30 protein-coding genes are annotated in these 21,780 nt (G+C 70.4%); 13 read left to right on the forward strand and 17 right to left on the reverse strand.

The annotated features are described in order from the left end of the window. Positions 1-152 precede the first annotated feature (152 nt). From ACWCQM_RS36700 to ACWCQM_RS36710, 3 genes are all read left to right on the forward strand, one after another. Positions 153-854, forward strand: coding sequence for a hypothetical protein (locus ACWCQM_RS36700; protein WP_450919416.1), 702 nt, complete (start codon positions 153-155; stop codon positions 852-854). An 81-nt stretch (positions 855-935) separates the two neighbouring features. Then, positions 936-1,553 carry a hypothetical protein gene (locus tag ACWCQM_RS36705; protein ID WP_450919417.1) on the forward strand — a complete coding sequence of 206 codons (618 nt, stop codon included), beginning with the start codon at positions 936-938 and terminating at the stop codon, positions 1,551-1,553. Between the two features lie 47 nt (positions 1,554-1,600). Then, positions 1,601-1,903 carry a hypothetical protein gene (locus ACWCQM_RS36710; RefSeq protein ID WP_450919418.1) on the forward strand — a complete coding sequence of 101 codons (303 nt, stop codon included), beginning with the start codon at positions 1,601-1,603 and terminating at the stop codon, positions 1,901-1,903. A 307-nt stretch (positions 1,904-2,210) separates the two neighbouring features. Here ACWCQM_RS36710 and ACWCQM_RS36715 read toward each other — a convergent pair whose 3' ends face one another. Next, complete coding sequence (locus ACWCQM_RS36715; protein ID WP_450919419.1) at positions 2,211-2,426, reverse strand: DUF397 domain-containing protein; 216 nt, start codon at positions 2,424-2,426, stop codon at positions 2,211-2,213. Continuing rightward, entirely contained in the window at positions 2,423-3,301 is an 879-nt protein-coding gene (locus ACWCQM_RS36720) for a helix-turn-helix domain-containing protein (protein WP_450919420.1), read from the reverse strand. The genes ACWCQM_RS36715 and ACWCQM_RS36720 overlap by 4 nt, the downstream gene beginning before the upstream one ends. A gap of 454 nt (positions 3,302-3,755) precedes the next feature. Here ACWCQM_RS36720 and ACWCQM_RS36725 point away from each other — a divergent pair, with 454 nt between their 5' ends. Genes ACWCQM_RS36725 through ACWCQM_RS36735 form a run of 3 tightly spaced genes read left to right on the forward strand, consistent with a single transcriptional unit; the run spans position 3,756 to position 5,246 of the window. Beyond that, positions 3,756-4,214: a hypothetical protein gene (locus ACWCQM_RS36725; RefSeq protein ID WP_450919421.1), complete on the forward strand. Its 459-nt coding sequence runs from the start codon at positions 3,756-3,758 to the stop codon at positions 4,212-4,214. After that, on the forward strand, positions 4,201-4,608 hold the full coding sequence (locus tag ACWCQM_RS36730; protein WP_450919422.1) for a hypothetical protein: 408 nt from the start codon (positions 4,201-4,203) through the stop codon (positions 4,606-4,608). Before ACWCQM_RS36725 ends, ACWCQM_RS36730 begins: the two co-directional genes overlap by 14 nt. Beyond that, positions 4,605-5,246, forward strand: coding sequence for a hypothetical protein (locus ACWCQM_RS36735; protein ID WP_450919423.1), 642 nt, complete (start codon positions 4,605-4,607; stop codon positions 5,244-5,246). Before ACWCQM_RS36730 ends, ACWCQM_RS36735 begins: the two co-directional genes overlap by 4 nt. Before the next feature lie 247 nt (positions 5,247-5,493). Here the strand turns inward: ACWCQM_RS36735 and ACWCQM_RS36740 are convergent, their stop codons facing one another. Further along, positions 5,494-6,894: a DUF2637 domain-containing protein gene (locus tag ACWCQM_RS36740; protein ID WP_450919424.1), complete on the reverse strand. Its 1,401-nt coding sequence runs from the start codon at positions 6,892-6,894 to the stop codon at positions 5,494-5,496. A gap of 311 nt (positions 6,895-7,205) precedes the next feature. Between ACWCQM_RS36740 and ACWCQM_RS36745 the strand changes: the two genes are divergently transcribed. Further along, positions 7,206-7,901 carry a hypothetical protein gene (locus ACWCQM_RS36745; RefSeq protein WP_450919425.1) on the forward strand — a complete coding sequence of 232 codons (696 nt, stop codon included), beginning with the start codon at positions 7,206-7,208 and terminating at the stop codon, positions 7,899-7,901. Continuing rightward, entirely contained in the window at positions 7,898-8,800 is a 903-nt protein-coding gene (locus ACWCQM_RS36750) for a hypothetical protein (RefSeq protein ID WP_450919426.1), read from the forward strand. The genes ACWCQM_RS36745 and ACWCQM_RS36750 overlap by 4 nt, the downstream gene beginning before the upstream one ends. A gap of 126 nt (positions 8,801-8,926) precedes the next feature. On the opposite strand, the gene ACWCQM_RS36755 is transcribed toward ACWCQM_RS36750, so the two are convergent. Beyond that, positions 8,927-9,319 (reverse strand): hypothetical protein, encoded by a 393-nt coding sequence (locus ACWCQM_RS36755; RefSeq protein WP_450919427.1) that lies wholly within the window; start codon positions 9,317-9,319, stop codon positions 8,927-8,929. Further along, on the reverse strand, positions 9,316-9,588 hold the full coding sequence (locus ACWCQM_RS36760) for a hypothetical protein (protein WP_331720845.1): 273 nt from the start codon (positions 9,586-9,588) through the stop codon (positions 9,316-9,318). The genes ACWCQM_RS36755 and ACWCQM_RS36760 overlap by 4 nt, the downstream gene beginning before the upstream one ends. 121 nt (positions 9,589-9,709) lie before the next feature. Between ACWCQM_RS36760 and ACWCQM_RS36765 the strand changes: the two genes are divergently transcribed. Together ACWCQM_RS36765 and ACWCQM_RS36770 are read left to right on the forward strand one after the other, a co-directional pair. Continuing rightward, positions 9,710-10,126 carry a hypothetical protein gene (locus ACWCQM_RS36765; RefSeq protein WP_450919428.1) on the forward strand — a complete coding sequence of 139 codons (417 nt, stop codon included), beginning with the start codon at positions 9,710-9,712 and terminating at the stop codon, positions 10,124-10,126. Next, positions 10,123-10,275, forward strand: coding sequence for a hypothetical protein (locus ACWCQM_RS36770; protein ID WP_450919429.1), 153 nt, complete (start codon positions 10,123-10,125; stop codon positions 10,273-10,275). The genes ACWCQM_RS36765 and ACWCQM_RS36770 overlap by 4 nt, the downstream gene beginning before the upstream one ends. 201 nt (positions 10,276-10,476) lie before the next feature. Here the strand turns inward: ACWCQM_RS36770 and ACWCQM_RS36775 are convergent, their stop codons facing one another. From ACWCQM_RS36775 to ACWCQM_RS36785, 3 genes are all read right to left on the reverse strand, one after another. After that, positions 10,477-11,223 (reverse strand): hypothetical protein, encoded by a 747-nt coding sequence (locus tag ACWCQM_RS36775; RefSeq protein WP_450919430.1) that lies wholly within the window; start codon positions 11,221-11,223, stop codon positions 10,477-10,479. 98 nt (positions 11,224-11,321) lie between these two features. Next, complete coding sequence (locus ACWCQM_RS36780) at positions 11,322-11,510, reverse strand: hypothetical protein (protein WP_450919431.1); 189 nt, start codon at positions 11,508-11,510, stop codon at positions 11,322-11,324. A 565-nt stretch (positions 11,511-12,075) separates the two neighbouring features. Next, positions 12,076-12,558 carry a hypothetical protein gene (locus tag ACWCQM_RS36785; protein WP_450919432.1) on the reverse strand — a complete coding sequence of 161 codons (483 nt, stop codon included), beginning with the start codon at positions 12,556-12,558 and terminating at the stop codon, positions 12,076-12,078. A gap of 82 nt (positions 12,559-12,640) precedes the next feature. Here ACWCQM_RS36785 and ACWCQM_RS36790 point away from each other — a divergent pair, with 82 nt between their 5' ends. Further along, positions 12,641-13,006 carry a hypothetical protein gene (locus ACWCQM_RS36790; protein WP_450919433.1) on the forward strand — a complete coding sequence of 122 codons (366 nt, stop codon included), beginning with the start codon at positions 12,641-12,643 and terminating at the stop codon, positions 13,004-13,006. A 70-nt stretch (positions 13,007-13,076) separates the two neighbouring features. Here the strand turns inward: ACWCQM_RS36790 and ACWCQM_RS36795 are convergent, their stop codons facing one another. Next, entirely contained in the window at positions 13,077-13,607 is a 531-nt protein-coding gene (locus ACWCQM_RS36795) for a hypothetical protein (protein ID WP_450919434.1), read from the reverse strand. 120 nt (positions 13,608-13,727) lie between these two features. Between ACWCQM_RS36795 and ACWCQM_RS36800 the strand changes: the two genes are divergently transcribed. Then, a complete protein-coding gene (locus tag ACWCQM_RS36800; RefSeq protein ID WP_450919435.1) occupies positions 13,728-13,973 on the forward strand; it encodes a DUF6372 family protein in 246 nt (81 codons plus the stop codon). Beyond that, positions 13,973-14,197 carry a hypothetical protein gene (locus tag ACWCQM_RS36805; protein WP_450919436.1) on the forward strand — a complete coding sequence of 75 codons (225 nt, stop codon included), beginning with the start codon at positions 13,973-13,975 and terminating at the stop codon, positions 14,195-14,197. The genes ACWCQM_RS36800 and ACWCQM_RS36805 overlap by 1 nt, the downstream gene beginning before the upstream one ends. Positions 14,198-14,247: 50 nt before the next feature. Here the strand turns inward: ACWCQM_RS36805 and ACWCQM_RS36810 are convergent, their stop codons facing one another. The 8 genes from ACWCQM_RS36810 to ACWCQM_RS36845 all read right to left on the reverse strand — a co-directional run bounded on the left by ACWCQM_RS36810 (position 14,248) and on the right by ACWCQM_RS36845 (position 21,767). Then, positions 14,248-14,469, reverse strand: a complete 222-nt coding sequence (locus ACWCQM_RS36810) for a hypothetical protein (protein ID WP_450919437.1) — start codon at positions 14,467-14,469, stop codon at positions 14,248-14,250. A gap of 170 nt (positions 14,470-14,639) precedes the next feature. Next, entirely contained in the window at positions 14,640-15,101 is a 462-nt protein-coding gene (locus ACWCQM_RS36815; protein ID WP_450919438.1) for an NUDIX hydrolase, read from the reverse strand. A gap of 21 nt (positions 15,102-15,122) precedes the next feature. Beyond that, positions 15,123-16,742 carry a carbamoyltransferase family protein gene (locus ACWCQM_RS36820; RefSeq protein WP_450919439.1) on the reverse strand — a complete coding sequence of 540 codons (1,620 nt, stop codon included), beginning with the start codon at positions 16,740-16,742 and terminating at the stop codon, positions 15,123-15,125. Continuing rightward, on the reverse strand, positions 16,742-17,608 hold the full coding sequence (locus ACWCQM_RS36825; RefSeq protein WP_450919440.1) for an AAA family ATPase: 867 nt from the start codon (positions 17,606-17,608) through the stop codon (positions 16,742-16,744). Before ACWCQM_RS36825 ends, ACWCQM_RS36820 begins: the two co-directional genes overlap by 1 nt. 1 nt (position 17,609) lies before the next feature. Further along, positions 17,610-18,641: a Gfo/Idh/MocA family oxidoreductase gene (locus ACWCQM_RS36830; RefSeq protein WP_450919441.1), complete on the reverse strand. Its 1,032-nt coding sequence runs from the start codon at positions 18,639-18,641 to the stop codon at positions 17,610-17,612. After that, positions 18,638-19,540 carry a sugar phosphate isomerase/epimerase family protein gene (locus ACWCQM_RS36835; RefSeq protein ID WP_450919442.1) on the reverse strand — a complete coding sequence of 301 codons (903 nt, stop codon included), beginning with the start codon at positions 19,538-19,540 and terminating at the stop codon, positions 18,638-18,640. Before ACWCQM_RS36835 ends, ACWCQM_RS36830 begins: the two co-directional genes overlap by 4 nt. Further along, positions 19,537-20,781 carry a methionine adenosyltransferase gene (locus tag ACWCQM_RS36840; protein ID WP_450919443.1) on the reverse strand — a complete coding sequence of 415 codons (1,245 nt, stop codon included), beginning with the start codon at positions 20,779-20,781 and terminating at the stop codon, positions 19,537-19,539. Before ACWCQM_RS36840 ends, ACWCQM_RS36835 begins: the two co-directional genes overlap by 4 nt. Then, entirely contained in the window at positions 20,781-21,767 is a 987-nt protein-coding gene (locus ACWCQM_RS36845; RefSeq protein ID WP_450919444.1) for a glycosyltransferase, read from the reverse strand. The genes ACWCQM_RS36840 and ACWCQM_RS36845 overlap by 1 nt, the downstream gene beginning before the upstream one ends. Positions 21,768-21,780 lie beyond the last annotated feature (13 nt).

Raw genomic sequence — 21,780 nt, forward strand, 5'->3', positions numbered from 1 at the left:
GAGCCCCCGGCCATGCCGGGGGCTCACGTGTTTCCTGGCCGGATCAGGTGCTCTACCGGCGGCGCCGGACTTGCACGCTTGACGCTTGTCGGGGTTTCCCGCCAAACTCTCTCCTTGTCGGGTAACCCCGACAAGGAGAGTGGGAGGTATCTGTGACCACCACCTACAGCCCCAACTACACGGGCACGCAGTGGAGAATCGCGCAGGTCGAGCTGGACCCGGATACCGGGGCTCCCGTGAAGACCGTGCAGGACCCGAACGAGCTCGCCGGCCCCACCGTCTACTGGCCTGACGGCACCACGTCCTACGTCCTCCACTTCAAGGGGGGCCACATCAGTTGGACCGTCGCCGACGAGGCCGACACCGCGCTGCGGGCCCTTGAGGCCCTCCGTGGCGGAGAGGAGATCACCCCGGAAGCGCTCCGGGCATACCTTCGCGACGTGCGGCGGCTGGAGACGCGCATGACCGCCTTGAAGGAGGAGCTGCTGCTGTTCGCCCGCGAGCCTGGTCCGAACGGCCGGGCCCGGCTCCCCTTCCGGGACATCGGCGAGGAGCTACGACAGCATCACAGCACCGTGGGCGAGCGGCACAAGCGCATCCTCGACGGCGACACCGCCCAGTGGCGCGGCTGGCTGACCCAGCACACGGAGCGCGCCGCCATGTACGCCAATGGCGGCGAGCTTCCCCGCCCCTCTCGGCCGCCGCGCGAGCACGAGACTGGTGTCTACGACAGTCAGGAGGAGCCGGGGAAGGTGCTGGCCCGGTGCAGCTGCGGATGGTCCGGCACCGCCGGCACCAACACCGTGACTGCCGCACGGCAGGGCAGGGCCCATTCGGACGATCAGGAAGCGTGAACCCCGAGGCTGCCGACTGCTTGGAGGCGTGGCGGTCGCCTCGGGGCCCCCAGTTCCGTAACGACGAAACGAGGAACACCCATGATGACCGACCGGCCCGCCCCCGCGCAGGCCCTAGCGTTAACCGGCGCTCTCCTGGCGACCTGGGACGCGTTGCACCCTCTGTTCGACCAATGGTTCCAGGGCAACGGGGACGCGGCCAACAAGGGCGCCTACGGGCAGCACCTGGTCTACCGAGACGGCTCTCCCGTCGGTGAGAAAACCGAGGGGGACGATCGCGCGGGGCACCCCACCATGACCGCCACCCGCCTGGGCTGGATCAGCGCCGCACGGCACGTGGCCAGCTACTCCGCAGGCCAGGTGACAGGGACGGTCCTCCTCACCCGTGTGCTCGGTTACCGCGTACCCGCCTCGGCGCTGGTCGCGGGTGCCGGGATTAACGCTCTCACTCATCTGGTGATCGACAAGCGGCAGCCGCTGCTCTGGCTGGCCGCCAGGGCGGGGAAGAGCGCATACGTCGACCACTGCACCGTCGTGCGCCGCCTCGATGAGGACGGCGCGGCCCGAACGGAGGAGTCAGGTCCCGGGACCGCGCTTTTCGAACTCGATCAAGCTCTCCACCGAGCCATCGGCGCTTTCGCCGCCGTCACCACGACCTGGCTGACCATCCGCTCGATGAAGAACGGACCTACTCGATGACCGAGGACCTGTGGAGCCTTCTACGTTCGACGTGCGAGGTGCAGCGCATGGTTGACGAGCTCCGCGTCAGCGACGCCGCCGGCACCACCACGCCCGAGCAGGAACGGGAGTACCAGCTGTGCCGCGCCGCGCTCGCCCAGCGCCACCTCGCGGCCGCCAGCGCCACCGGAAGCGACCTCCAGGAGGCGCGCGAGGACGCCGAGCTGACCGCGAGCCTGCTGTGGAAGCACGATGCCCTGCATGGCAGCCACCGGGGCCCGCTCCCGGCAGCGCATCCGGACTGGAAAGCGTCGAACCTTGGCGGCTACGTCCGCCAGGAGGCCGACGCGGCGGGCCTGAACCCCTGCTGATCGGCGGCCGTACGCAGAACGCCCCCGCCAGCCGGCGGGGGCGTTCTCGCCCGATGCGGCGCACCCGCCGGATGGTGTGGGGGCTAGTGGCCGCATCCGCAGCGTTGAACGCGGCCCACGCTCCCGCCCTCCCCAGTCCGGAGGCGTACGAGCCCCCCCGCTGGACGAGTCTGGCCAAGGTGCGCGCGGAGGGAGCTCTAGGTCAGTCGATCGCATGAGGGTGCACAACTTCCCCCGGTGACCCGTCCCCATTGCCACGCACGGAGGGCCCGGCCTGAACCCAGGCCGGGCCCTCCGTGCGTGAGGACTACAGGGAGCCGCCGCGGATTGCTCCGATCAGCGAGGCGAACGCCTCAGCCGGCACAGCCAGGACGGGGCCCCGCTGCACCTTTGAATCCCGGACGCCGACCCAGGCCCCCAGGCCGGTGGCGACTTCCACGCATTCGTTGTTGGCGGCGCTGTACGTGCTGGTCGACCAGCGAGCGCCCGCGAGCTGAGCGGCAGTGGGCGGAGTGGTGGTCATCGGATGTGCTCCTGTCGTGCGTCGGCCAGCAAATTTTTGCTGGCCGCAGGGTCGGCAGCGCTGGATCGCAGATAGTCAAACATGATCTTGTAATCGCGTACGTCGTCTGGAGTATCCAGGTACAGGCCCCGGCGGTGCAGCTCCAAATACACGACGGCCATGGCGTCCAGCGGGTTCCTTTCGTCGTCCCGGCCCAGCAACACGAAGTGCCCGCCGCTTCCGGCCGCGTGGGCGCCTGTCGAGGCCGGCAGGACCTGGAGATCGATGTTCGGGCGCTCGGCCATGGTCGCCAGGTGCTCGATCTGCTCGGCCATCACGGAGGCGTCGCCGACTACACGCCGCAGGACAGCCTGATCGAGGACTACCCACAGGTGCAGCGGGGGCTCTCGATTCAGGATGCTCTGACGCTGCATGCGAGCGTCCACGGTGCTGGCGATGGTGTCCGCGTCGACTCGGACCGCCGCCCGCTGATGCAGGGCGTGCGCGTAGCGGGGCGTCTGGAGCAGGCCTGGCACGAGAGTATTGGCCCAGACATGTTCGTACGAGGCGTACGCCTCGAATGAGACCAGGGGATCGAGGATCTCCGGTATCGCGGGGTGATCCATCCACCATCCGGATTCCTGCCGGGTGACGAGCTGGACCAGGGCGTCGCGCTCGCTCGCCGTCGCATCGCAGGCATCAGCGATGGCCCGCACGGTCGGGACCCGCAGCTTCGCGCGGTCCTGCCAGGACTCATAGCGATTGACCGTGCCGACACTGACGCTCGCGCGCTGAGCTACCTGACTCTGCGTCAGGGCGGCCCGAGTCCGCAGCGCGAGCAGGGTGCGGGCCACCTGCATGCGGCCCGCAGGCCCGGCGGTCCCTGATGTGGTCAACTCGCCCCCCTCTGATGTGTCCCCGCAGCGTATCCGGCAGCCGCCACACATGAATCCCCTGCGGACGCATCTCGTATGGAGGCGGATTCAGTCATGCGGGTTTCGCTCATTGAAATTCAATGGCAGCCTATGCGATAGACACGGAGCGTTCCCGCGTGAGCGCCGCAGGTGATCATGTGCGCTCCCGTCCCCCCACTCAGTCAGTGCAGACGACAGGGATGCAGTCGATGCAACGCACGCCGGTCGCCGCGAGCGACGTACGACACGGAGTTCTGGACCTGCGCAGCGCGACGCCCGAGGAGATGGCGCGGTTACGTGGTGAGCGGTGTGCGCGCTGTGGATCGCCTCATGGCCTCCAGCCCGCTGGATACGCGTACACCGCGGCGGAGGGCCGTGGGCGGCTCGGGTGGCTGGTGCAGGCGTGTGGCAACTGCCAGAGACCGGGTGCAGGCGCATGACGGCCCTTCCTCTGGAGATCGGTGCGGCGACTGCCGGTGCGGAGGCCACGCCTGTCCGGATCGGCGCGACGTGGGACGTCGTACGGATCACCGCCCGGCTCGGCATGGACACTCTCGACCGGCTGCGGGCCATGGGGGCCCCCGTCGGCCCCGTGCTCCATACGCCGCTCCGCTCGGCCGTCGAGTACCTCGTGCCCCCCGGCGAGGCAGTCTCCTGGCCTCATCTGCGGGGCACACGGGCCGTGTCCACCGGCGTACTGCTCTATCCCCCGCCGCACATCACCGCCGCCAGCGGCGGACGATCCACCGGCGCTCGCCGCTGGATCGTTGCCCCCGCGGATCCGCTCACCCTCACTGACATTGACGCACTCTGCGAGGCCGTCACCACAGCCATAGCCGCCGACGCCATCGCCACCCTGGCCCCGGCCGGACGGAGGACCCTTGATCCTGTGTGAAATCACCGCCCACAGCCCCGACCGCATGGGGCAATGGCTGCTGGCGACCTACGGCACGAGCACACCGCGACTCGCCCTGCGATGGCTGACAGCGCGAGCCGGCGAGCTCGCCGCCCACCTCGACCCCGATCCCCAGGAGGTCACATGGGCCTCTGAAAGGATGTTCCGCCTGAGCGCTCCGGACGGGCGAGACCCTGGCGAGCAATTACGGGCCTGGCAGGCGGATTTGGTCGCCCATGAGCACATGATGCAGGCGCTCGCCGTAGGTAGTCCGATCGCGGTGACCGTCTACGACGACGCCGCTCTCTACACCCTCACCGCGTACCGCGAGCTCACCGGCGACCCGTGGGCCACGTTCCAGCACCCCGCCGACTCCGGCCAGGTGAACGCATGACCCAGCACGTCTACCGAGGTCTGCCCGTCCCGTACATCGCTCCCTGGGACGCAGAGCCGATGCTCCGCCCGCCACTCGCCCGCCGCAGGGGCCGAGACGGCCAATGGATCCTGTCCTACCAGGACGAGGGCCCCTACGACCGTGACTCATTCGGCGCTCTGTGGGCCCGCCAGGCGCTCGGCCGTGGTCGAGGCGCCCCCGATTTTGCCGCCGTGCACGCACTGCGACAGCGTCAGGCGATGACCCGCCTGCTGTGCCAGGTCTGCGGCCGAGACACCCTGACAGACACCCCCGATCGGCAGCTCCACATCATGGCGGACACTGGGCAGCCCGTGGCCGAAGGGGAGCTCACCAGCTCCCCGCCCGTGTGCCTTCCGTGTGCCCGGATCGCTGTGCGGATGTGTCCCCATCTGCGTACCGGGCACGTCGCCGCGTGGGTGGAGCTCCCGCAGGCATGGGGGGTCTATGGACTGCAATATGACCCGCGCACGCTTGCCCCCATCGACACGGGGCCCATCAGGGTGGGATACGACGATGCCCGGATTCAATGGGTGATCGCGTCACGCCACGTCAGCATCCTGCGTGGAGTGACGCCGGTATCGCTCGACGAGCTCGCCGATACCGTCCCGGCAGACTGACCAGCCACCGCAGACCACGGCTGACGCGCGACCTCCCCCGACCGCGCAGGCCCTTCCCCGGCGCCCCCCGTCAGCAGCCGCTCACGACGGGGGGCGCCCCCATTCCGCGGGGCCTCCCGTGTCTGTCCCCTGCGTACCCTGGCTCCGTGGCTTCGGTCCTTGCCGTCGTGGCCGTATACATCCCCGCCGCGCACGGCTGAGGGGCCCGACGAATCGTCGGGCCCCTCAGCCGTGCCGAAACACATCCCTACGCCAGCGCGGCCTCCTTCGCCGCCTTGCTCTCGTCAGCTGATCGCTGCTGCCCGATGGTGAGCTCTTCGTCCTCCGGAGCCGCGGCGGCTGCCGCCGTGCGGCGAGCTCTTTCGGTCTCTGCCTCCGTCGCCACGTGCCGCAGTTCCGGCAGGAGCTGCTTGACGGTCGTACGCACCGCACCCGCCTTCATGAGGCCCTCCTGCTTTCCGTCGCTGTCGAGACCGAGCCCTGCGGCCTGGCCCAGCGCCATGTTGGCCCGGTAGGCCGCGCCGTTGGCCACCTGGGCGTTGGTGTCCAGCACTCTCATGTCACCGGCGTGAATCTGTGCCACTAGGGCATCCCGGAGCTGATCCTTCTTCGGCTTGCTGCTGGAAGTACCCAACGGCTGAACCCGCTCCGGCTGGATGGGGGCGGCGGCCGGTGAAGGCGCGGGAGTCGGCGCGGGTACTGGTGCCGGCGGACGTATCGTTCCGGCGGCTGCCCCGCTCGGTTCCGCTGTGGCCGGGGAAGCGATTGGCGCCTGCCGGGCGGGAACGGGAGCGGGCTCTCGCGGTGCTTGGAGAGCAGGCATCGAGCGGGGAGTCTCCCTCGGAACGGGCCGGAGCTCTGCTCGCGGCGCCATCTCTCCCTCGTCCGGCTCCACGCCCGATGCTGTGATCGGTGCAGGGAGCGGCGTGCGGGAGCCAGGGGCGCGGACGTACTGCAAGGTGGCGTGCAGGTCCTTACGCCACTGCCTCCACATCTCCCGGGGGTAGCCAATGAAGGGCACCCACAGCAGCAGGCTGTAGCCCCGCTCCGCGTTCTTCTTTTTCTTCTTCGGGTACTTCCCCAGGACCAGCTGCTCCACCTTCTTGAGCAAGGACTCCAGGAAGATGGCGTACACCAGGGGCGGGATGACCGCGACGAGCCGCCCGCCGAGGGTGGGCGATTCCCCGGGGGCGTGCGGGGTGTGCAGCAGGTTCATTACGGCCGAGGCCACGATGAACCCGACCAGGTAGAAGCGGGTCAGCTGACTGGAGCGAGCGGTCAACGCCTCGAACAACCGCAGCAGCGACAGGCCGAGCGCCCCGGCGTCCAGCAAGAGGGCGAAGCCCGTTGCGGCGGTCCACGAGCCTCCGTTGCGGTCGAAGGCGTACGCCTTCTGTGCGCCGAAGCTGAGCCAGGCCGCGATGCCCGCGATGCAGAAGATGATGACGAAGGAGACCGAGAGGCTGATGACCGCGAGGCGCCGGCGCCAGGTCTTGCGCCGCTCCTCCGCCAGCTTCTCGCGGTCTTCTGCGGACAGCTTGTCCTGCTCGCGTGTACGGCGGGAGCGGAGCACCAGGGCCACGATGCCGAAGACACAGAGCGCCGCGAAGCCGACGCCAGCGGGCAGGAGGAACTTCTCGTCCATCATCCTCGGGAACCCTTCTCCCTGTTCGCGGCCGCGGCCTCGGGCGGGATGGGCCTGCGGCTGATGTCCGCCGCCTGGTGACGCATGGACACTCCGATCATCGGTTTCTGGGGCTCGGGCTCCATAACCCTAGGGCGCGACAGCCACAGCCCCTGATACCGCAGCATCCTCCTCCAGCCCGGCAGCCCCGTCGGCTCCTTTTCGGCCCGTCCGTCACACGGATGCGGGACCAAAGAAGTCGGTTTGGGTGCTGGTCGTACAAAAAACGGCGTCGAGCCCTTCCCGGATCGTCCTGCCTCGGTACCCTCCGGGCTATGGACTGGACGATGGAAAACCCCCTCCCAGCCGAGGGTCGAACGATCGGGTTCGTAGGCAAGGGCGGGGGCGCGAAGTCCACCACCCTCGCCCATCTGCTCCGCTACTGGAAGGAGATGGGCATTCCCGCTGTGGGCCACGATGCCGACGACTCTGATGGCTTGGAACCTGGGTCGCTGCTCGCGTGGTCCGAGATGCTCGGTGTCACCGGCCCCGGGCTAGGCTCCCCTGTCTACCGCGCGCCCGCCGCGCCTGGGTTGCAGGTCGAGGTCAACCGTCTCCGGCCGGCGCACGGTCTCTCCGTGATCGACACCAAAGCGTGGGAAAGGAAGACGGCGAACAGCCACTACGCCACGGTCAAGGCGTCCGATCTGCTCGTCCTGGCCCTCTATCCGAGCGGCATGGAGACGGACCGGGGCGGGTCGATCTTCGCGGCGATGGACGAGGTCGAGACGATGTCTGGCCACCGGCCGCGTCTGGTCGCCCTCCTCACTCGCTTCAACAACTCCTCGTCGGCCGCCGACGGCGTCCGCAAGGAGCTGGAGGGAGACGGGGTGCACGTCCTGAAAGCCGAGATCCCGGCCTCGGAGTCCAAGGGGGGGCTCGCCCAGAGCTTCGGCAAGGTGCCGACCCTCCAAGTGGATTCCCCCATGCACCGTCTGGCCAAGGAGCTGATTGCGGAGGTGGCCAAGTGACCGAACGCCCCAGCATCACCCGTGGCCGCCTGCGGAACCCGAGCCCTGCCGTGAAGAAGGTCCCCGGCCTGGACGCCGACCGGTTCAACGGGGCAAACGTCATCAACCCTGACCTGATCATCACGGGCACCCCTGCGGAGCAGCTCGCTCAGGTCACCGCCCTGCTGAAGGAAGCGAAGGAGAGCGGAGAGGAGGCTCTCGCCGACGTGAAGGCCGTCGGGGCGGTCAACAAGGGTCTCCTCTTGGCCTACGCCAAGAAGGAGGCCCTTTGGCAGCACTCGGAGCACGCGAAGTTCGAGGAGTGGGGTGCCGCTGTCCTTGAGGTGAGCGTGAAGTACGTTCACCGACTGGTCCGTGAGGCCGCCGCTCTGGCGAAGGTGGTGGCGCTGAACGACAGGTGTGAAAAAGTGCACCACCGCGTCAGTCGCCCCTCCCATGCTGTCGTCATCTCTGCGGTCATCGACCAACACGGCGAGGATGCCGCCCTCAAGACCATCGCCAAGGCACACGAGCTCGCTGCGCAGCAGAACCGGACCCGCCCCACGGCAGCCCTCTTCGAGCAGGCCGCCAAGGAGCTCGACTACCCCGTCAAGCTCATCAGCGACGACACCGACGACAGTCCCCCCGCTCTTGCCGCACCCACGGCCGTCGTCCGGACCCAGCACACCCTGGGACGTTTCACCACCGCGCTCGGCAGCGTCAGGGAGAAGCACATCGCGGCCATGTCCCGAAGTGACGCCGACGCCGTCCGCGTCCAGGCGGAGGCCGCCCGCGCGCAGCTGGACCAGTACCTCGGCATCATCGACAAGGTGTACCCGAGGAAGGCCATCCCCGGCTCCCGCGCGGAGGCGGCCGACGCGGAGCGATCCGAGAGCGCCCAAGACCAGGCCGTGGCCTAACCGGCCCGGCATGACGAAGGCCCCCCACCACGTGGTGGGGGGCCTTCGTCATGCCGGGTAAGGCCGAGTGGCACGGAGGCGGTCAACTTGACGATGTACTCCTCGGGGGTGACCCCGGGGTGATCGTCACGGCAGGTCCTCCAGCTCGATGTCCGGGTACAGCGCGCGGAGCCGGTCGGGCTCCCCTGTGATCACCGGCCACTGCCTGGCAGCCGCCAGGTAGGCGACGTGCCCGGCTGCGGTGCCGGCCTCGCTGGCGGCGTTCGAGCGCAGGAGCCCCGACCCGCGGGCGTCCGCCTCGTCCAGCGCCTCGACGGTCAGCAGGGGGAACTGGACGATGGCCGACAGGGCGTGCGCGGCGTCGGGCTTCAGGTCGGCGTACGCGTCCGACAGGGCGGTGGAAGGGACAAGGAGCGGGATCACGCGCTGGTGGGCGACCGACAGCAGAGCCTGCATGTAGAGACTGCCCCGAGCGGCGGCCGTCAGCGCCGTGGTGTCGAGGATGCGGCCGCCGATCACGCGGCGCTGCTCTGCCCGGCGCTGGTGCTGACGCCGAGAGCCTTCGCCGCCCAGTCCAGGTGTTCAGCCGTGGGGCGCTCGCCGGGGAAGAGTCGCGCGAGTACGGCGTCCACCTCCGCGGCCTCCTGCTCGCGCTGGAGCAGAGACGTGATGTGCCCCGATACGCTACTGATCTGCCCTGCGGCCTCCCGCTCCTTGAGCTGGTCGAGGACCTCCTGCGGAATCGTGATCGCCGTCTTCGCCTTGGGCGGGTTCTTCGAATCGGTCATACCTGAGTCATACCACTCCGCGACGTGCAAGGGGAGAGATTCGCGGAACTCGTTGGCTGGAGCCAACAGGGCTCGATACGCTCAGCCGTGCCGTTGGCTGCAACCAACAAGGGGGTTCCCGTTGACGACGTACGACGTCGACATGTTCGCCGCCGAAGTCGAGCACCTCGCGCAACAGGCCGACCAAGTCCAAGGCGCCGATCGCGTCGAGCTCCTGGCCCGCGCGGCCAGCCGCGCCATAGACCCCCTACGCCGCATCGAGCTGCTGATGCTCGTTGCAGACGCCGCGGGCCGCGCGGCCCATGACGCCGCCGGGGCTGCCCGGCAGGGTGTGGGCAGACCGGAGAGCGCCCCGGTCACCTACGAGCAGATCGGTGCGGCGGCGGGCCTGTCCCGTGATGTCGTCTACCGACAGCACACCCACGGAGCCGCCCTGTCCTGGCCGGCCGCGCGGCGCGGAGTGAACAACGGGCGGACCGGCTCCAGTCGGAAGGTGTCACCAGGTACGACGGAAGCAGGAGGAGAGACGACCGAATGAACGAGGACGAGATCGCGCGAGGGGTGGCACGTGGGCTTCAGGCGCACGAACACCGCCGTGCGGAAGGGCAGGCCCGTTCCCTGCTCGCCGGCCTGGCCATCCTGGCGGCGGTGGCCCTCACCTTCATTGTGGTGGTGACGTACGGATGACCGCAGGCTTCGAGGTGCACCTCTTCCTCATCAACGGCCAGCACGCACCGTCCGCGATCCGGAGACGCTCCGATCGTGGGCTTCATGCAGGCCGCCCGGTGCTGCCCATCGGAGCGGCCCGCCACGGCGTAAGGGCACACGGCACGAAGGCCCGGACCGATCACTCGGTCCGGGCCTTCGCGTTTCTGGCAGGCGGGGAGATCAGCCGTCCGCGTCGAGGTCCACCAGCCCGGCCGCCGCGTCCAGGACGCTGGTCGCCTGCTCCGTGGTCGCTGGGGGTTGTCCCGTCCTCTTCCCGTACGCCCGTGCCTCGCGCGCGACGCCGCGGACGTACACCAGGAGGTTGGCGCGCTCGGAGGCGCTGCGGCGGTCGTCCACGGCTTCGGCGAGCTGCTCCCACCAGAACCCGTCATCGTCGGGGTCGGCGGGAATTTCTCCGGAGTCGTGGTACTTCAGCAGGGCCCGAGCGACTGCGTCCAGCTCTGCGTAGCGCGCTTCCCCGGCGGCGATGAACTGGGCCTCAGCGATGCGGGCCTCCATGGCCCGCCGGTCGATGAGGTGCGCGACCTGCGGCTGCCGCCGGTCACCGGGGCGGCCGTTGACGGCCACGTACAGCCGCTTGCGGAGGTTCATGGCGCTGCCGGGGTTCGGCTCCCCGAGCCGGTCGAGATACCGGAGCGCGAGGGCCATCTCCTTCCAGGAGGTACCGCCGGCGCGGGCGTCGTCGATCGCGGAGAGCTGGAAGGGGTCCGCGGCGAGGCGCAGCCACTCGGCCAGCTGCATCCGCAGCACCGCCGCCTCCCGGTACGCCTCCCCCTTGAGTCGGTTGGCGTGCTCCTGGGCGAACTGGAGCACGCCGAACAGCTCGTGATCGCCGGGCCAGTGCTCCAGATACAACTCGTTTTTGCCGGTCTCGCGGTGCAGCTCGTACAGCCGCGCGGCCAGCACCCGGGGCTGCTCCTCCGGAGCCTGCCGCGCCGGGCGCGTTTCGCGGGCGGTCGGTGGCGGGGTTCTACGGGGGCGTCGCATCGTGTTCTCGTCCCGGATCAGAGGTGCTTGGGTGCGAGGGCCAGACGGTGACTGTCCTCCAGTGCAGCGCTCACATCACTCAGGGACGGCCGGTCCAGCCGCTCCAGGACGTCGCAGAGGTAGTCCCCGTACGCGGCGGCCACCGTCTCGTGTGAGCGCTCCAGAGCCTGTCGCCAGCGCCGCTTCGTGATGCGGCGACGCCGCACGCTCCAGACTCCCCACCCGGTCAACGCTGTCCCCCGATCCGAAGCCTGCCGAGTCCGGCCTACGCAGCCGGCCGCGGCCGTCAGTACCCCGGCACCGATGCCCAGCCAAAGCCCCCACTCGAACCAGGCCGTAACGGTTTCGGTGACTCCGAGGAGACTCTCACTGGTGCGCACGCGTACGTCCTCCGAGTGGGGTTGACGGCGGGCTTGTCCAGCGCGTCGGTTCTCCTGAGAAGCTGCTCTGACCTGCGTGTTCTTAGGCTGCTGCGCCTGCCCGTGGGGTGGTCGCAGTCTGTAGCGTACCGCCTCCAGCGCGTTTTTTTCCTACTAGGAAATGACATGCGCATGATCCAAAATCCCTCGCGCATAACCGGAATTATGCGTGGCCTTAGCGATCTTGAAAATGGGCGCTGATGCGTCGCTGCGGTCGAGGGGTCAACCCGATTGTCGTCTGCCATCGGGACGTCAGTACCGGGACGTCGTCGGCCAGGACGGCGGCGCCGCCCGTACGACGACGGCCCCGGCGCCAGAGCGGCAGCCGGAGCCGTGAAGAAGCAGCCGGTCCTCAACCGGCCGGGCGTGCCAGCGTCCCGTCCCGGTACTCCCGCCACGCCTGGCGCCAGGCCGCATCCAGTGCGCTGCCGTCGGGGGTGTCGATGACCCGCCAGCCGTCGGCCACGTACTGCCGGACACGGGGCAGCAGTGTCTCGGCGTTCGCGTTCGGGGACAGCTTGGTCCGCAGCACGACCGTCACCGCGGGCTCGGGCACCGGAGAGTCCCACCACGTCGGCACACTGCCCTCCCGCACCGGGACGGGGGTGTGCCAGACATCGTGAACGAGCAGGTGGGACTGCATCACCAGCGGCAGGAAGTCGTCCCGCGAAGCGACCCGCAACGAGACCGCGTCCAGCTTGGTCCCCACCGCCGGCACCGCGAACGCCCGGTATCCCTCGTCGCGGTAGAGCGTCCCCATGCGCCCACGGTGCGGCTCGACACCCAACTCCACCGGCTCGTCGAAGAACTCGATGCGGATTCCGAGATCAATCATGCGGCCATCCTGCCGCACGGCTCCCCGGCAGTTCACCGGTCCACCTGAACCAGCAGACCCCTCGCCTCTAGGCTCACCGACCATGACCACAACCGTCACCGCCCTACCCTCCGAGCAGCAGGTGCGCGCCCTCGCCGCGTTCGTCACCGACCGCGTCCAGGAGTCCGTGGCGGTCCTCAAGCGCCGGGTGCCAGACCTGGCCACCGAGTCGAAGAGTCCGGACGCCGAAGAGCTCCTGCGCATCCCGGAAGCGCTGACCAGCGTCACGCACCACTTCGCCAGCCTCTTCGCGGACGCGCTTGACGGCCCGGCCGCCGACCCCACGGCCGCACGTGCGACCTGGCGCAGCCTGGCCAACATCGCAGTGACCTGGATCGACCACCCCCAGCTGCCCGCCGACCTCCGAGAAGCCCTCGCCGCCGCCCGGCCTGTGGCCGCCGACGCGTAGCGTCAGGATGTCCGGGCGGAGAGCGTGACGGCCTCCGTCCGGATGCCCTCCGGCCCGGGACCGGCGAACGTCACCGGGGCCCCGCGGCCTTCTTCGCCGCCAGGGTCCGCTCGCGATGAGGGATCTTCGCCTCGGCGGTCGAACCGTCGCTGTAGCGGACGGTGCAGCGCTCCCCGGGCTGGGCCGGACACTGGGTGCACGGCAATTCGATCCACGCTGTCGTCGGGTCCGCTCCCGGGGCAAGACGCCCGCGCGGTGACGGCGTCGCAGCTGGCTGCCGCGGTGGCTTAGGCCGCTTCAGCCGCTCAGGCGTGGCGGTGGGATCGCATGATCCGTGAACCGGCTTGCCCCTGGTGCCCCGCGAGCGGCTGAACAAGGCGGGCCCGTTCATCGGGTCGCCGCACATCGCGCAGATAAGCGGGCCGCGCTTCCGCGACGGCCGCAGCGGCGCCTTCGGGCTCTGCGCGGGAACCGTGTAGGAGGCGCCGTTGACCTGCGTCACGGAGACGTCGGAGGCCGGCGGCACGTCGTACGAACGGAGGGTGGGCGTGGCGGTGTGGGTCTGTCCCTTGCGGCCGCCCCGGCCGATACGTCGCGTCATGGCCAGAGCGTAGAGCGCCTGACGGGAGGTCCCGCATTCTCGTGGCAGGCGACACCGATTCCGTCCCCTCAGTGTCGGCAGCCCTGCCATGCTTGATGTTCACCTCGAAGGGAGTCGGTCGTGACCGGCGAGTCCGATAGCCCCGTCCTCGCGATCCGGATGCGCTGGATGTTCGGCTGGGAGCAGCACCGACCGGGTGGCTGCCGCTGCCTGTGCCGCATGTTCCACAACATCCCCGGTAGCGGCGTCTGCCTCGCTGCCGCCGAGCCGGGACTGCTCATCCGAGTGGTGACCGCTACCCAGTCCGATGGGCCGCTGACTGTCTGCCGGGACTGCTACACGGCGCTGGCGCCGCTCGCGGACTGATGCCCACCCTCTGGCGGACCGTGCTGGCCGCACTCACCGATCCCGCGGCTGCCAACCGCGACCAGGTCCTCGCGCTCGGCGCCGCCGACCTCGCGCTCAACCAGGACTCCGCTGCGAGCTCCGGCGACGTACAGGACATCGCCCTCGCGGAGTTCGGCATCGCCCTTGACCCGCGCACTGCAACGGCCGCGCTCACTGCCCGCCGGGCGCACCGCTCTGGCTGATCCCGGAGTAAAAATTCACACCGACCGTATCGAGAAGGCAGCCCCGCGACCTATCGGGTGGGCTCCCATGTCTCCGGGCCGGCGCCCCGCCACTCAACGAACCCCGGGTCGGTCAGGTCTACGTCCTCTGCTTCCTCCATCCCCGCCGCGGCGAGGAAGGCCCGGATGTCCGAGGGGCGGTGCGCTACACCGATCGCGACGCCGTCGTAGCGGACTCGGCGCCAGCCGTTCTCATCAGGCGGATATACGACCAGCTTCGCGGCGGGGGGCATCCCCCCAGGCTCAGCCCTGTCCCTGCTCTCCGCACCTCGCGCCGCCCGACCGGGCGGCTGTCCGCGCACGCGAAAGGACCCCGTACCGGCTTCCGGTACGGGGTCCTTCAGGTGTGGCCGTCAGTGGCAGGTCAGTCGACGTCGGACACGGCTTGCCGGGCCGTGCGGCGTCAGCGAAGAATGGCAGGCTTTCGCGGGACGCCCTTAACGAGGACGTCAGCCACCACATCGGCGAGGCCGAGCGGGTAGACCGTCTCCGCAGTGCATCGGAGTTCATCCAGCGACCACCAGCGGCTGGCCCGGATGTTGTCCGTCTGTGTGGCTCGTGCAGCATCGAGGGCGTCGGACGATGCGCGGACGAGGAAATACTTCTCGACCTGCTGTACGCGGCGCCCGCCGACTGGATGGTCTTGGCGACGCTCGGCGATCTCACCAGACAGGATCACGCCCCTTGCGCCGAGTTCCTCGCCCAGCTCGCGCAGGGCGGCGGTCGGATAGTCCTCACCCGGCTCAAGGCTGCCGCCTGGGGTCGCCCAGAAGCCGCCATTCTCGTCATAGCGAAGCAGCAGGATGCGCTGGTCAGCGTCGAGAATGACGGCTCGGGCCGCCTCCCGGAGGGGCAGGGTGCTCATGGTTCAAGTCTGGCAGGTGGTTCAGCTTCGCTCGACCAGGTAGTCCCCGATACACAGAGCGTCCAGGTCACACGCCTGGAACGTGGCCAGAGCGTGCGCCGGCGTTTCCACGATCGGCTCTCGGTCGTTGAAGCTGGTGTTCAGGACCACCGGGACGCCGGTGAGGCGGTCGACGTGGTCGAGCACAGCGGCGAAGGCCGGGGCGGCGGCCGGGGTGACGGTCTGCACCCGGGCGGTCCGGTCGACATGGACGACCCCCGCGATGTCGGTGGCCCGTTCCGCGTGGACCGAGGGTGCCAGCAGCATGAAAGGGCTGGGCACGTCCAGGTCGAACCAGGCGGATGCCTGGTCAGCGAGGACTGCCGGGGCGAACGGTCGGAACGGCTCACGGTGCTTGATCCGGCGGTTGAGGGCGTCCGACCCTGCGGTGGTCCGCGGGTCGGCAAGGATGCTTCGTCCGCCCAAGGCGCGCGGGCCGAGCTCGCTGCCCCCCTGGAACCAGCCGATGATCCTCCCGGCGGTGATCATCTGGGCGGCGGCGGCCGCGATGTCGTTCTCCCTGCGCCATCGGTACGGCGTCCGGCGGCGCTCGACCAGTCCGGAGCGTGGGTCACGGGTGAGGGCCTGCTCGATCTCCGCGTCCGTGTAGGTGCGGCCGAAGTAGTCGTGGGCGAGCGGGCGGCGGGGAGTCTCGCCGGTCATCTGGTGCCATGCGTAGAGGGCACAGCCGAGTGCCTGGCCCCGGTCGGAAGACGCTGGCGGTGCGAAGTAGCCGCTGACCGCGTCCTGGTGGCGGAGTTTGTCGGCGGCGACGCAGTTGAGGGCGACGCCGCCGGCGAAGCACAGGTTGCTCAGGCCGGTGGCGGCGATGGTCTGTCCGGCCAGAGCACACAGGGCCTGTTCCGTCTGGGCCTGGACGTACGCCGCGGCGTCGGTGCCGCGCGGATCGTCGCCCCGGCTGTCGGGCGGGCCGAAGTCGGCGCCGGTTCGTTCCGCGAGTTCGGCGACGCCTGCGGTGTGGGTACGGGTGAGGCGCCCGCGCACGGTGGCGCCTTCGACGTCGAACAGCGGAGTCCGGTGGGCGCCGGGGTCCCCGTAGGACGCGAGGGCCATCGTCTTCCCGGCCTCCTGCTCGTGCCACCCCAGCCAGTTCGTGAACGCCTCGTACGTGGCACCGATACCGCCCGCGCGGGGCCGCTCGGGCGGGTTGCCGCCGAGGCGTTGGATGCCATCCCGGGTGGCCGCGTAGTAGGTCTCGGTGTCGCCGTTGTTCCCGCCGCCGTCGACCACCAGGACGGTCGCCTCGTCGTACGGGCTGAGGCAGTACGCGGTGTACGCGTGGCTCAGGTGGTGGTCGACGGGGACGATCCGGGCCGGGTCGACGCCGAGGTGGGTCAGGCCGGTCTCGTCGGCGGTGGGCGGGTGGTGACCGATGCCGCTGACCGCGATCAGGTCGACGTCCTGGAGCTGCACCCGGGCGGCGCGCAGGCAGTACAGGAGGGCGGCCTGCCAGCCGGGGCTGTAGCGGGTGCGGTTGAGGCGCTCTTCGCTGATGGCGACCATCGTGGTGTCGGTGATGAGGGCGGCGCCGCCGTCGTGGCCCACGTTGATGCCGACGACGACGGGGGCGTGGGCGGTCATCAGGCGGCCCCTCGAACAGGCTCGGCCAGCAGGTCCCAGAGCCCGGTGCGGCCCGCCGGGTCGCGGTACAGGGCGCCGAGTTGGCAGAGCTGGACGGTGCCGCCGCGGTGGTCGAGCGGTTCGGTGAAGGGGTGACCGAAGGACTCAAGTCCGCCCAGTGCGTCGTAGACGGCCCGGAATCGGGCGTCCAGCTCCGGCCGTACGTCCGGGGTGATGGCGGTGGTGAGCTTCGCGGCGGTGTCGGTGAGGCCGGCGTCTGCCAGGAAGCCGCTGACCTGGGCGAGGACGGTGTCCGGTGTAGCCCTGTCGGTCTTGATGATTAGCGGTGGGGTGGGGCACAGAGTCGGGGCGATGTCGGTGTAGAAGGTGTGCAGCCGCTCCAGCAGTCCCTCGTCGAACCACTGCTTCCAGCGGGGCCGCTCGGCCACGTTCCCCCGGCGGTTCAGGCTCTCGCCGGGGCTGACCAGGAGGATCGCGGTCAGGACCTGCGGGGGCAGGGCGGGCGCGATGTGGCGGGCGTAGAAGTCGCGAGCGGTGCGGTAGGGAAGGCTGTCGTCCGCGCGGGTCGCCCAGCAGTAGGCCAGAGCGCCGAGGTGGTTGCGGTCGGAGATCAGCAGCCGGGTGGCGGGGTCGGCGGCGAGCTGGGCGGCGGCGCGGGCCTTGTCCAGCTCGTGCCGCAGGAACCACAGGCTGTGTCCGGCGGTGGAGGGGTGCACGGGGGCCCGGAGGCCGCTACTCAGCCGTGCGTTGGGCTCGGTGAACCACAGGCACTCGTCGCCCAGGACGGGCACCATCCGCGCGAGCAAGGAGGTCTTGCCGGCTCCGGGAGGCCCGTCGAGTACGAGGGCAGGGGCGTCGGTGGGCATGTCAGTCCTTCCGGGGGTGCGGGCCGGGGCGGCAGATGGCGGCCAGGGCGAGCGCCAGGTCTTCCACCCGTACCGCGAGGCTGGCACTGGTGGGCAGATCGGCCGGGTACTGCCCGGCCAGCCGGTCGCTGACGGCCTGCCACATGGCGGCGAACGGGTCGGCAAAGCCGTTCTGCTCGCCGGTAGCGGTGGTGACGCGCGTCGCGGCGGACGGCTCGTAGGGGCGGGCGAAGTCGACCGTGGCCGCGTCGGACGCACCGCTGAAATGGATCTGTTCCAGGAAGCGGCCCGGCGGGGTCGCGCTGATGACCAGGGTGAAGGTCTCCGCAGCGGGACCGTGCAGTACGGCATGGAGGGACTGGCCGTCGGCGTCCAGGGTGCACGCGGCCGGCGTCACGCCGGGGACCGCCAGGACCAGAGCGGTCAGCAGGTGGTAGCCCTGCCACAGGAGGATCTGGAGGGCGGCGACCTGGCTCGGGTCGCCGAGCTGCTCGGGTGCGGCCTGGGGCGGGTCGTCCGCGAAGGTGTACGGGCTGAAGCCGGGCGGCAGCAAGCGCCGCCGGGCGGTCTCGTCCACGCCGTCGGCCTTGATCAGCCAGCCGCCCGACGGGTCGGGGACCGCCGCGAGGGCGGCGTGCAGGGCCGGGTCGTGGGCGCGCATCGCCCCGACCTCCAGCAGCAGCCCCGCCTCCTGCGCACGGGCGGCCAGTTTGCGGGTGCCGGTGACGTCCAGTCCGACCGGCTTCTCGGTGAAGACGTGCACGTTCGCGTCCAGTGCCGCTTCGATCAGGTCCTCGTGGACGCCGGTGAGGATCACCAGCATGTCCGCGCCATCGAGCAGGTCCTTCGTGGTTCCCGCGACGCGGGGTACGGCGAAGCGAGCGGCGGCGGCGCGGGCCCGCGCCGGGTCGCGGTCGGCCAGTGCCGTCACCTCGAAGGTGGGGCGGGAGACGAGCAGAGGGAGGTGGAGACCGAAGGCGGCGGCGCCGCATCCGGCGACGGCCAGTCTCCACGGCCGGGTCTGCGGGCTCATCGGGATGCCTCCTCGGGGGTCCAGTAGCCGGTGGCCGCGCGGTAGGAACGGGCGGCGATCTCGTCCTCGGGCAGGGCCCGCAGAACGGGGTTGAACAGCTCCACCGAGACGGTCCCGGCGTAGTCGACCTGGGTGAGCGCGTCGGCGAAGGCGGACCAGTTGAGGGCGCCGTCGCCGGGGAACAGCCGCAGCCCGTCCGTCCAGCCGTGCGGGGTGCCGGCGTGGGGGACGTCCGCGACTTGTACGTGGCCGACTCCTCCTGTACCAAGATCCGTGATGTGCCGGGGGTCGGCTCCCGAGACCGCCCAGTGGAAGGAGTCGACCAGCACCGCGGCGTTCTCCGCGCCGCTCTCGTGCAGCAGCTCGGCGACGGCGGGCAGGGTGGCGGCCACCGGGTGGGGACCGGCGAGTTCGGGAGGCAGCCCGTCCACGACGCTGACCGCCTCCACCGCGAGGCGCACGCCGTACTCGGCGGCGGTGTCCGCGAGGCGGGCGATCCGCTGGCGCGCGAGGGTCAGGGCCTCGCCCTGGTCGAGCGGGGAGAAGGGGTTGAGGACGGTCGTGGCGACGGGACAGCCCAGTTCGGTGAACGTCTTCAGCCGCTCGCGCAGGGTCAGCAGGTGCCCGTCGTACGCCGCGGCGTCGACCAGCAGCGGGGCGGGCAGCACGGGCCCGGCGGGCAGGATGCCGCTGGCGGCGGCCACCGCCAGCCCGTGCTCGGCCAGCAGGTCGCGGACCCTGGCGGCGCCGACGGCCTGAGCCTGCTGGATGGACAGCTCGACCGCCTCGAACCCGGCGGCCGACGCCAGGGCGAGGAAGTCGGGCAGGTCGACACCGGAGAGGGTGGCGGGGTTCAGGCACGGCAGGAACGGGGCGGCCGTCTCGCGGTGGGCGATCATGCGGTGGCCAGCTTCCCGGCCAGCAGCCGCTCCCGCAGCCCTTCCAGGTCCTCCATCACGGCGGTGAGGACCCGGCGGGCGTCGGCGGCCAGGATCGGGTTCGGGCCGGAGGTCTGGACGACGGCCTGCCACGGGTCGGCCAGGTCCCGGCCGGACTGCGAGACGAGTGCGACCGCGCACTCCAGCCCGGTTTCCTCGTGCAGCCGGCGGGCGGCCTCCGTGGCGGCCAGGTTGTAGAGCTTGCCGACGTGGTAGACCGGGTTCTTACCGGAGACGCCTTCGGCCGACCAGGGGCGAAGCATCGAGATCAGCCCGTTGGAGCGGTTGCCCCGGCCGACCACTCCCTCGTCGCCGGACTCGATGGATGAGCCGGTGGCGGTCAGGTAGAGCTCGGGCCGCTGGTCCTGGTCGCGGGTGTTGACGAAGACCTCGACGTCCACGGCCGGAGCGATCCGCGCGGCCGTCTCGATGATCAGCTCCCGGGCCAGCGCCCGGCGGGCGATGTAGGTGTCCAGGTCGGGGGTGTGCCGGGCGATCTGCGGCACGCACGCCGTCAGGCGCACACGGGTGCCGGTGCGCACGACCATCAGCTTGATGTCCGTTCCGAAGTACGGGTGCTCGGCACGGAAGCTCTCGCTGCTCAGGTGCGTCTCGATGCCGCCGGCGAGCTGTTCCCCGATGCCGAGGGGGGCATAGCCGACGCCGGCGGAGGTGTCGTTGGAGAACAGGCGGTGCCGCTCGGCGAGGTCGTCCAGGCTCCGCGGGGCGAACCAGCGCTGGCGGGACGCCTCCCGGTCGGCGTTCGTACCAGTGGTGACGGCCCCGGGGCTGGACGCCTGGGTGAGCCGGGGCCTCACCTGCACCCACCGCCCGGTGTCCAGCAGCGGCAGGGCGGCGCCCAGGAACTGCCGCGCCGCCGTGGTGACGATGTCCTCGACGGGGATGCTCTGCTCGCCCAGCGCGGTCGTGATCCGCCCGTTGACCAGGACCTGGATCGGGGCGGTCATCTCGCCGTGTCCGAACGCGACGTCGGCGGCGCCGCCCAGCAGCGCGAGCTTGTCGGTGTTGTGGTGCAGGATGGCGCCGAAGCGGTCCAGGCAGTACGCGCTGTACGCACGGGAGATCGCCTCTGCCATGCCGTCGGCGAGGGTGTCGGGGTGGCCGGAGCCCTTCCGCTCGATCACCTCGACGGCGTTCTCGGCGCCAGCGGGGTACAGCCCTGCGGCCGTGATGACGTCCATCAGCAGGTCTCCTTGGTCTTCTGGGCAGGCAGGTGGGCGAGCGCGATCGGGCGGCGGCCGAGCAGCCGCAGGCGTCCGCGCTCCAGGTGGTAGGCCCCGATACGGGCCAGGTCGCGGGCCGACTCCACGGCGCGGGAGCGGTCCAGGAAGGTCCATCCGGCAGCCAGTCCGATCACGGCCTGGTGCACCGCGTCCCGCCCGGCCTGGATGGCGGCGGGCTCGACGCGCACGCTCAGGTGCATCCGGGCGACGCACATCCCGTGGCCGGCGCCCTGGCGGACGAAGTACCGCAGGGTTGTCTCCGGCCGGTAGACGGGGTGGGAGACGACGGCGGCCGGCTCGATGAGGGTCTGGTGACCGCTCTGGCGGGCGCGGTCTACGAACTCCAGGTCCTCGCAGTCTCCGAGCCACCGGCCGCGGCGCCCCAGGTCGGTTCGGAACAGGCCGATGTCGAGCGCGGTCTGACGGTCGAACAGCAGGTTGCAGCCGGTGACCCAGTACGGCCACACCGCCAGCTCGCGGTGATCGGGCCAGTCCACCGCGCCGTGGCACTCGCGCAGGGCCTTCGTCAGCGCGGTGACCTCGCCGCCGGGGTACTCCACGACGGTGCGGCCGCCGACCGCGAACACCTTCTCCTCCTCGATCGCGGCCACCAGGGTCCCCAGCCACTCCGGTTCGGGGGTGATGTCCGGATCGGTGATGGCGACGTAGCGGCCCCGGGCCGCGCAGATTCCGCGGTTGCGTCCCGCGCTCAGGCCCGGCGTCGGCTCGTACAGCACCCGCACCGCGAACGGCCAGTCACCATCCCGGACGGCCTCGGCGATCGGGCGGACCGGTCCGGGCAGGTCGTTGTCCACGACCACCGCCTCGAACCGGTCGGCGGGCAGGCTCTGGCGGGCCAGGGCATCCAGCAGGTTCCGCAGGCGCGCGGTGTTCCCGCGAGCGCTCACCACCACTGACACCAGCGGTACGTTGAACTCGCCCATCGTGGCTCCCTCC

The sequence above is a fragment of the Streptomyces sp. NPDC002125 genome, assembly GCF_053593715.1.

What these genes read in the sequence shown, in the direction of transcription:
- ACWCQM_RS36830 (WP_450919441.1), bottom strand. Translation starts at nt 18,641, where the DNA reads ATGAGCCCGCAGACCCGGCCGTGGAGACTGGCCGTCGCCGGATGCGGC.
- ACWCQM_RS36760 (WP_331720845.1), bottom strand. Translation starts at nt 9,588, where the DNA reads ATGACCGATTCGAAGAACCCGCCCAAGGCGAAGACGGCGATCACGATT.
- ACWCQM_RS36705 (WP_450919417.1), top strand. Translation starts at nt 936, where the DNA reads ATGATGACCGACCGGCCCGCCCCCGCGCAGGCCCTAGCGTTAACCGGC.
- ACWCQM_RS36725 (WP_450919421.1), top strand. Translation starts at nt 3,756, where the DNA reads ATGACGGCCCTTCCTCTGGAGATCGGTGCGGCGACTGCCGGTGCGGAG.
- ACWCQM_RS36815 (WP_450919438.1), bottom strand. Translation starts at nt 15,101, where the DNA reads ATGAGCACCCTGCCCCTCCGGGAGGCGGCCCGAGCCGTCATTCTCGAC.
- ACWCQM_RS36735 (WP_450919423.1), top strand. Translation starts at nt 4,605, where the DNA reads ATGACCCAGCACGTCTACCGAGGTCTGCCCGTCCCGTACATCGCTCCC.
- ACWCQM_RS36745 (WP_450919425.1), top strand. Translation starts at nt 7,206, where the DNA reads ATGGACTGGACGATGGAAAACCCCCTCCCAGCCGAGGGTCGAACGATC.
- ACWCQM_RS36790 (WP_450919433.1), top strand. Translation starts at nt 12,641, where the DNA reads ATGACCACAACCGTCACCGCCCTACCCTCCGAGCAGCAGGTGCGCGCC.
- ACWCQM_RS36770 (WP_450919429.1), top strand. Translation starts at nt 10,123, where the DNA reads ATGAACGAGGACGAGATCGCGCGAGGGGTGGCACGTGGGCTTCAGGCG.
- ACWCQM_RS36795 (WP_450919434.1), bottom strand. Translation starts at nt 13,607, where the DNA reads ATGACGCGACGTATCGGCCGGGGCGGCCGCAAGGGACAGACCCACACC.
- ACWCQM_RS36835 (WP_450919442.1), bottom strand. Translation starts at nt 19,540, where the DNA reads ATGATCGCCCACCGCGAGACGGCCGCCCCGTTCCTGCCGTGCCTGAAC.
- ACWCQM_RS36715 (WP_450919419.1), bottom strand. Translation starts at nt 2,426, where the DNA reads ATGACCACCACTCCGCCCACTGCCGCTCAGCTCGCGGGCGCTCGCTGG.
- ACWCQM_RS36820 (WP_450919439.1), bottom strand. Translation starts at nt 16,742, where the DNA reads ATGACCGCCCACGCCCCCGTCGTCGTCGGCATCAACGTGGGCCACGAC.
- ACWCQM_RS36810 (WP_450919437.1), bottom strand. Translation starts at nt 14,469, where the DNA reads ATGCCCCCCGCCGCGAAGCTGGTCGTATATCCGCCTGATGAGAACGGC.
- ACWCQM_RS36825 (WP_450919440.1), bottom strand. Translation starts at nt 17,608, where the DNA reads ATGCCCACCGACGCCCCTGCCCTCGTACTCGACGGGCCTCCCGGAGCC.
- ACWCQM_RS36710 (WP_450919418.1), top strand. Translation starts at nt 1,601, where the DNA reads ATGGTTGACGAGCTCCGCGTCAGCGACGCCGCCGGCACCACCACGCCC.
- ACWCQM_RS36845 (WP_450919444.1), bottom strand. Translation starts at nt 21,767, where the DNA reads ATGGGCGAGTTCAACGTACCGCTGGTGTCAGTGGTGGTGAGCGCTCGC.
- ACWCQM_RS36805 (WP_450919436.1), top strand. Translation starts at nt 13,973, where the DNA reads ATGCCCACCCTCTGGCGGACCGTGCTGGCCGCACTCACCGATCCCGCG.
- ACWCQM_RS36785 (WP_450919432.1), bottom strand. Translation starts at nt 12,558, where the DNA reads ATGATTGATCTCGGAATCCGCATCGAGTTCTTCGACGAGCCGGTGGAG.
- ACWCQM_RS36840 (WP_450919443.1), bottom strand. Translation starts at nt 20,781, where the DNA reads ATGGACGTCATCACGGCCGCAGGGCTGTACCCCGCTGGCGCCGAGAAC.
- ACWCQM_RS36740 (WP_450919424.1), bottom strand. Translation starts at nt 6,894, where the DNA reads ATGATGGACGAGAAGTTCCTCCTGCCCGCTGGCGTCGGCTTCGCGGCG.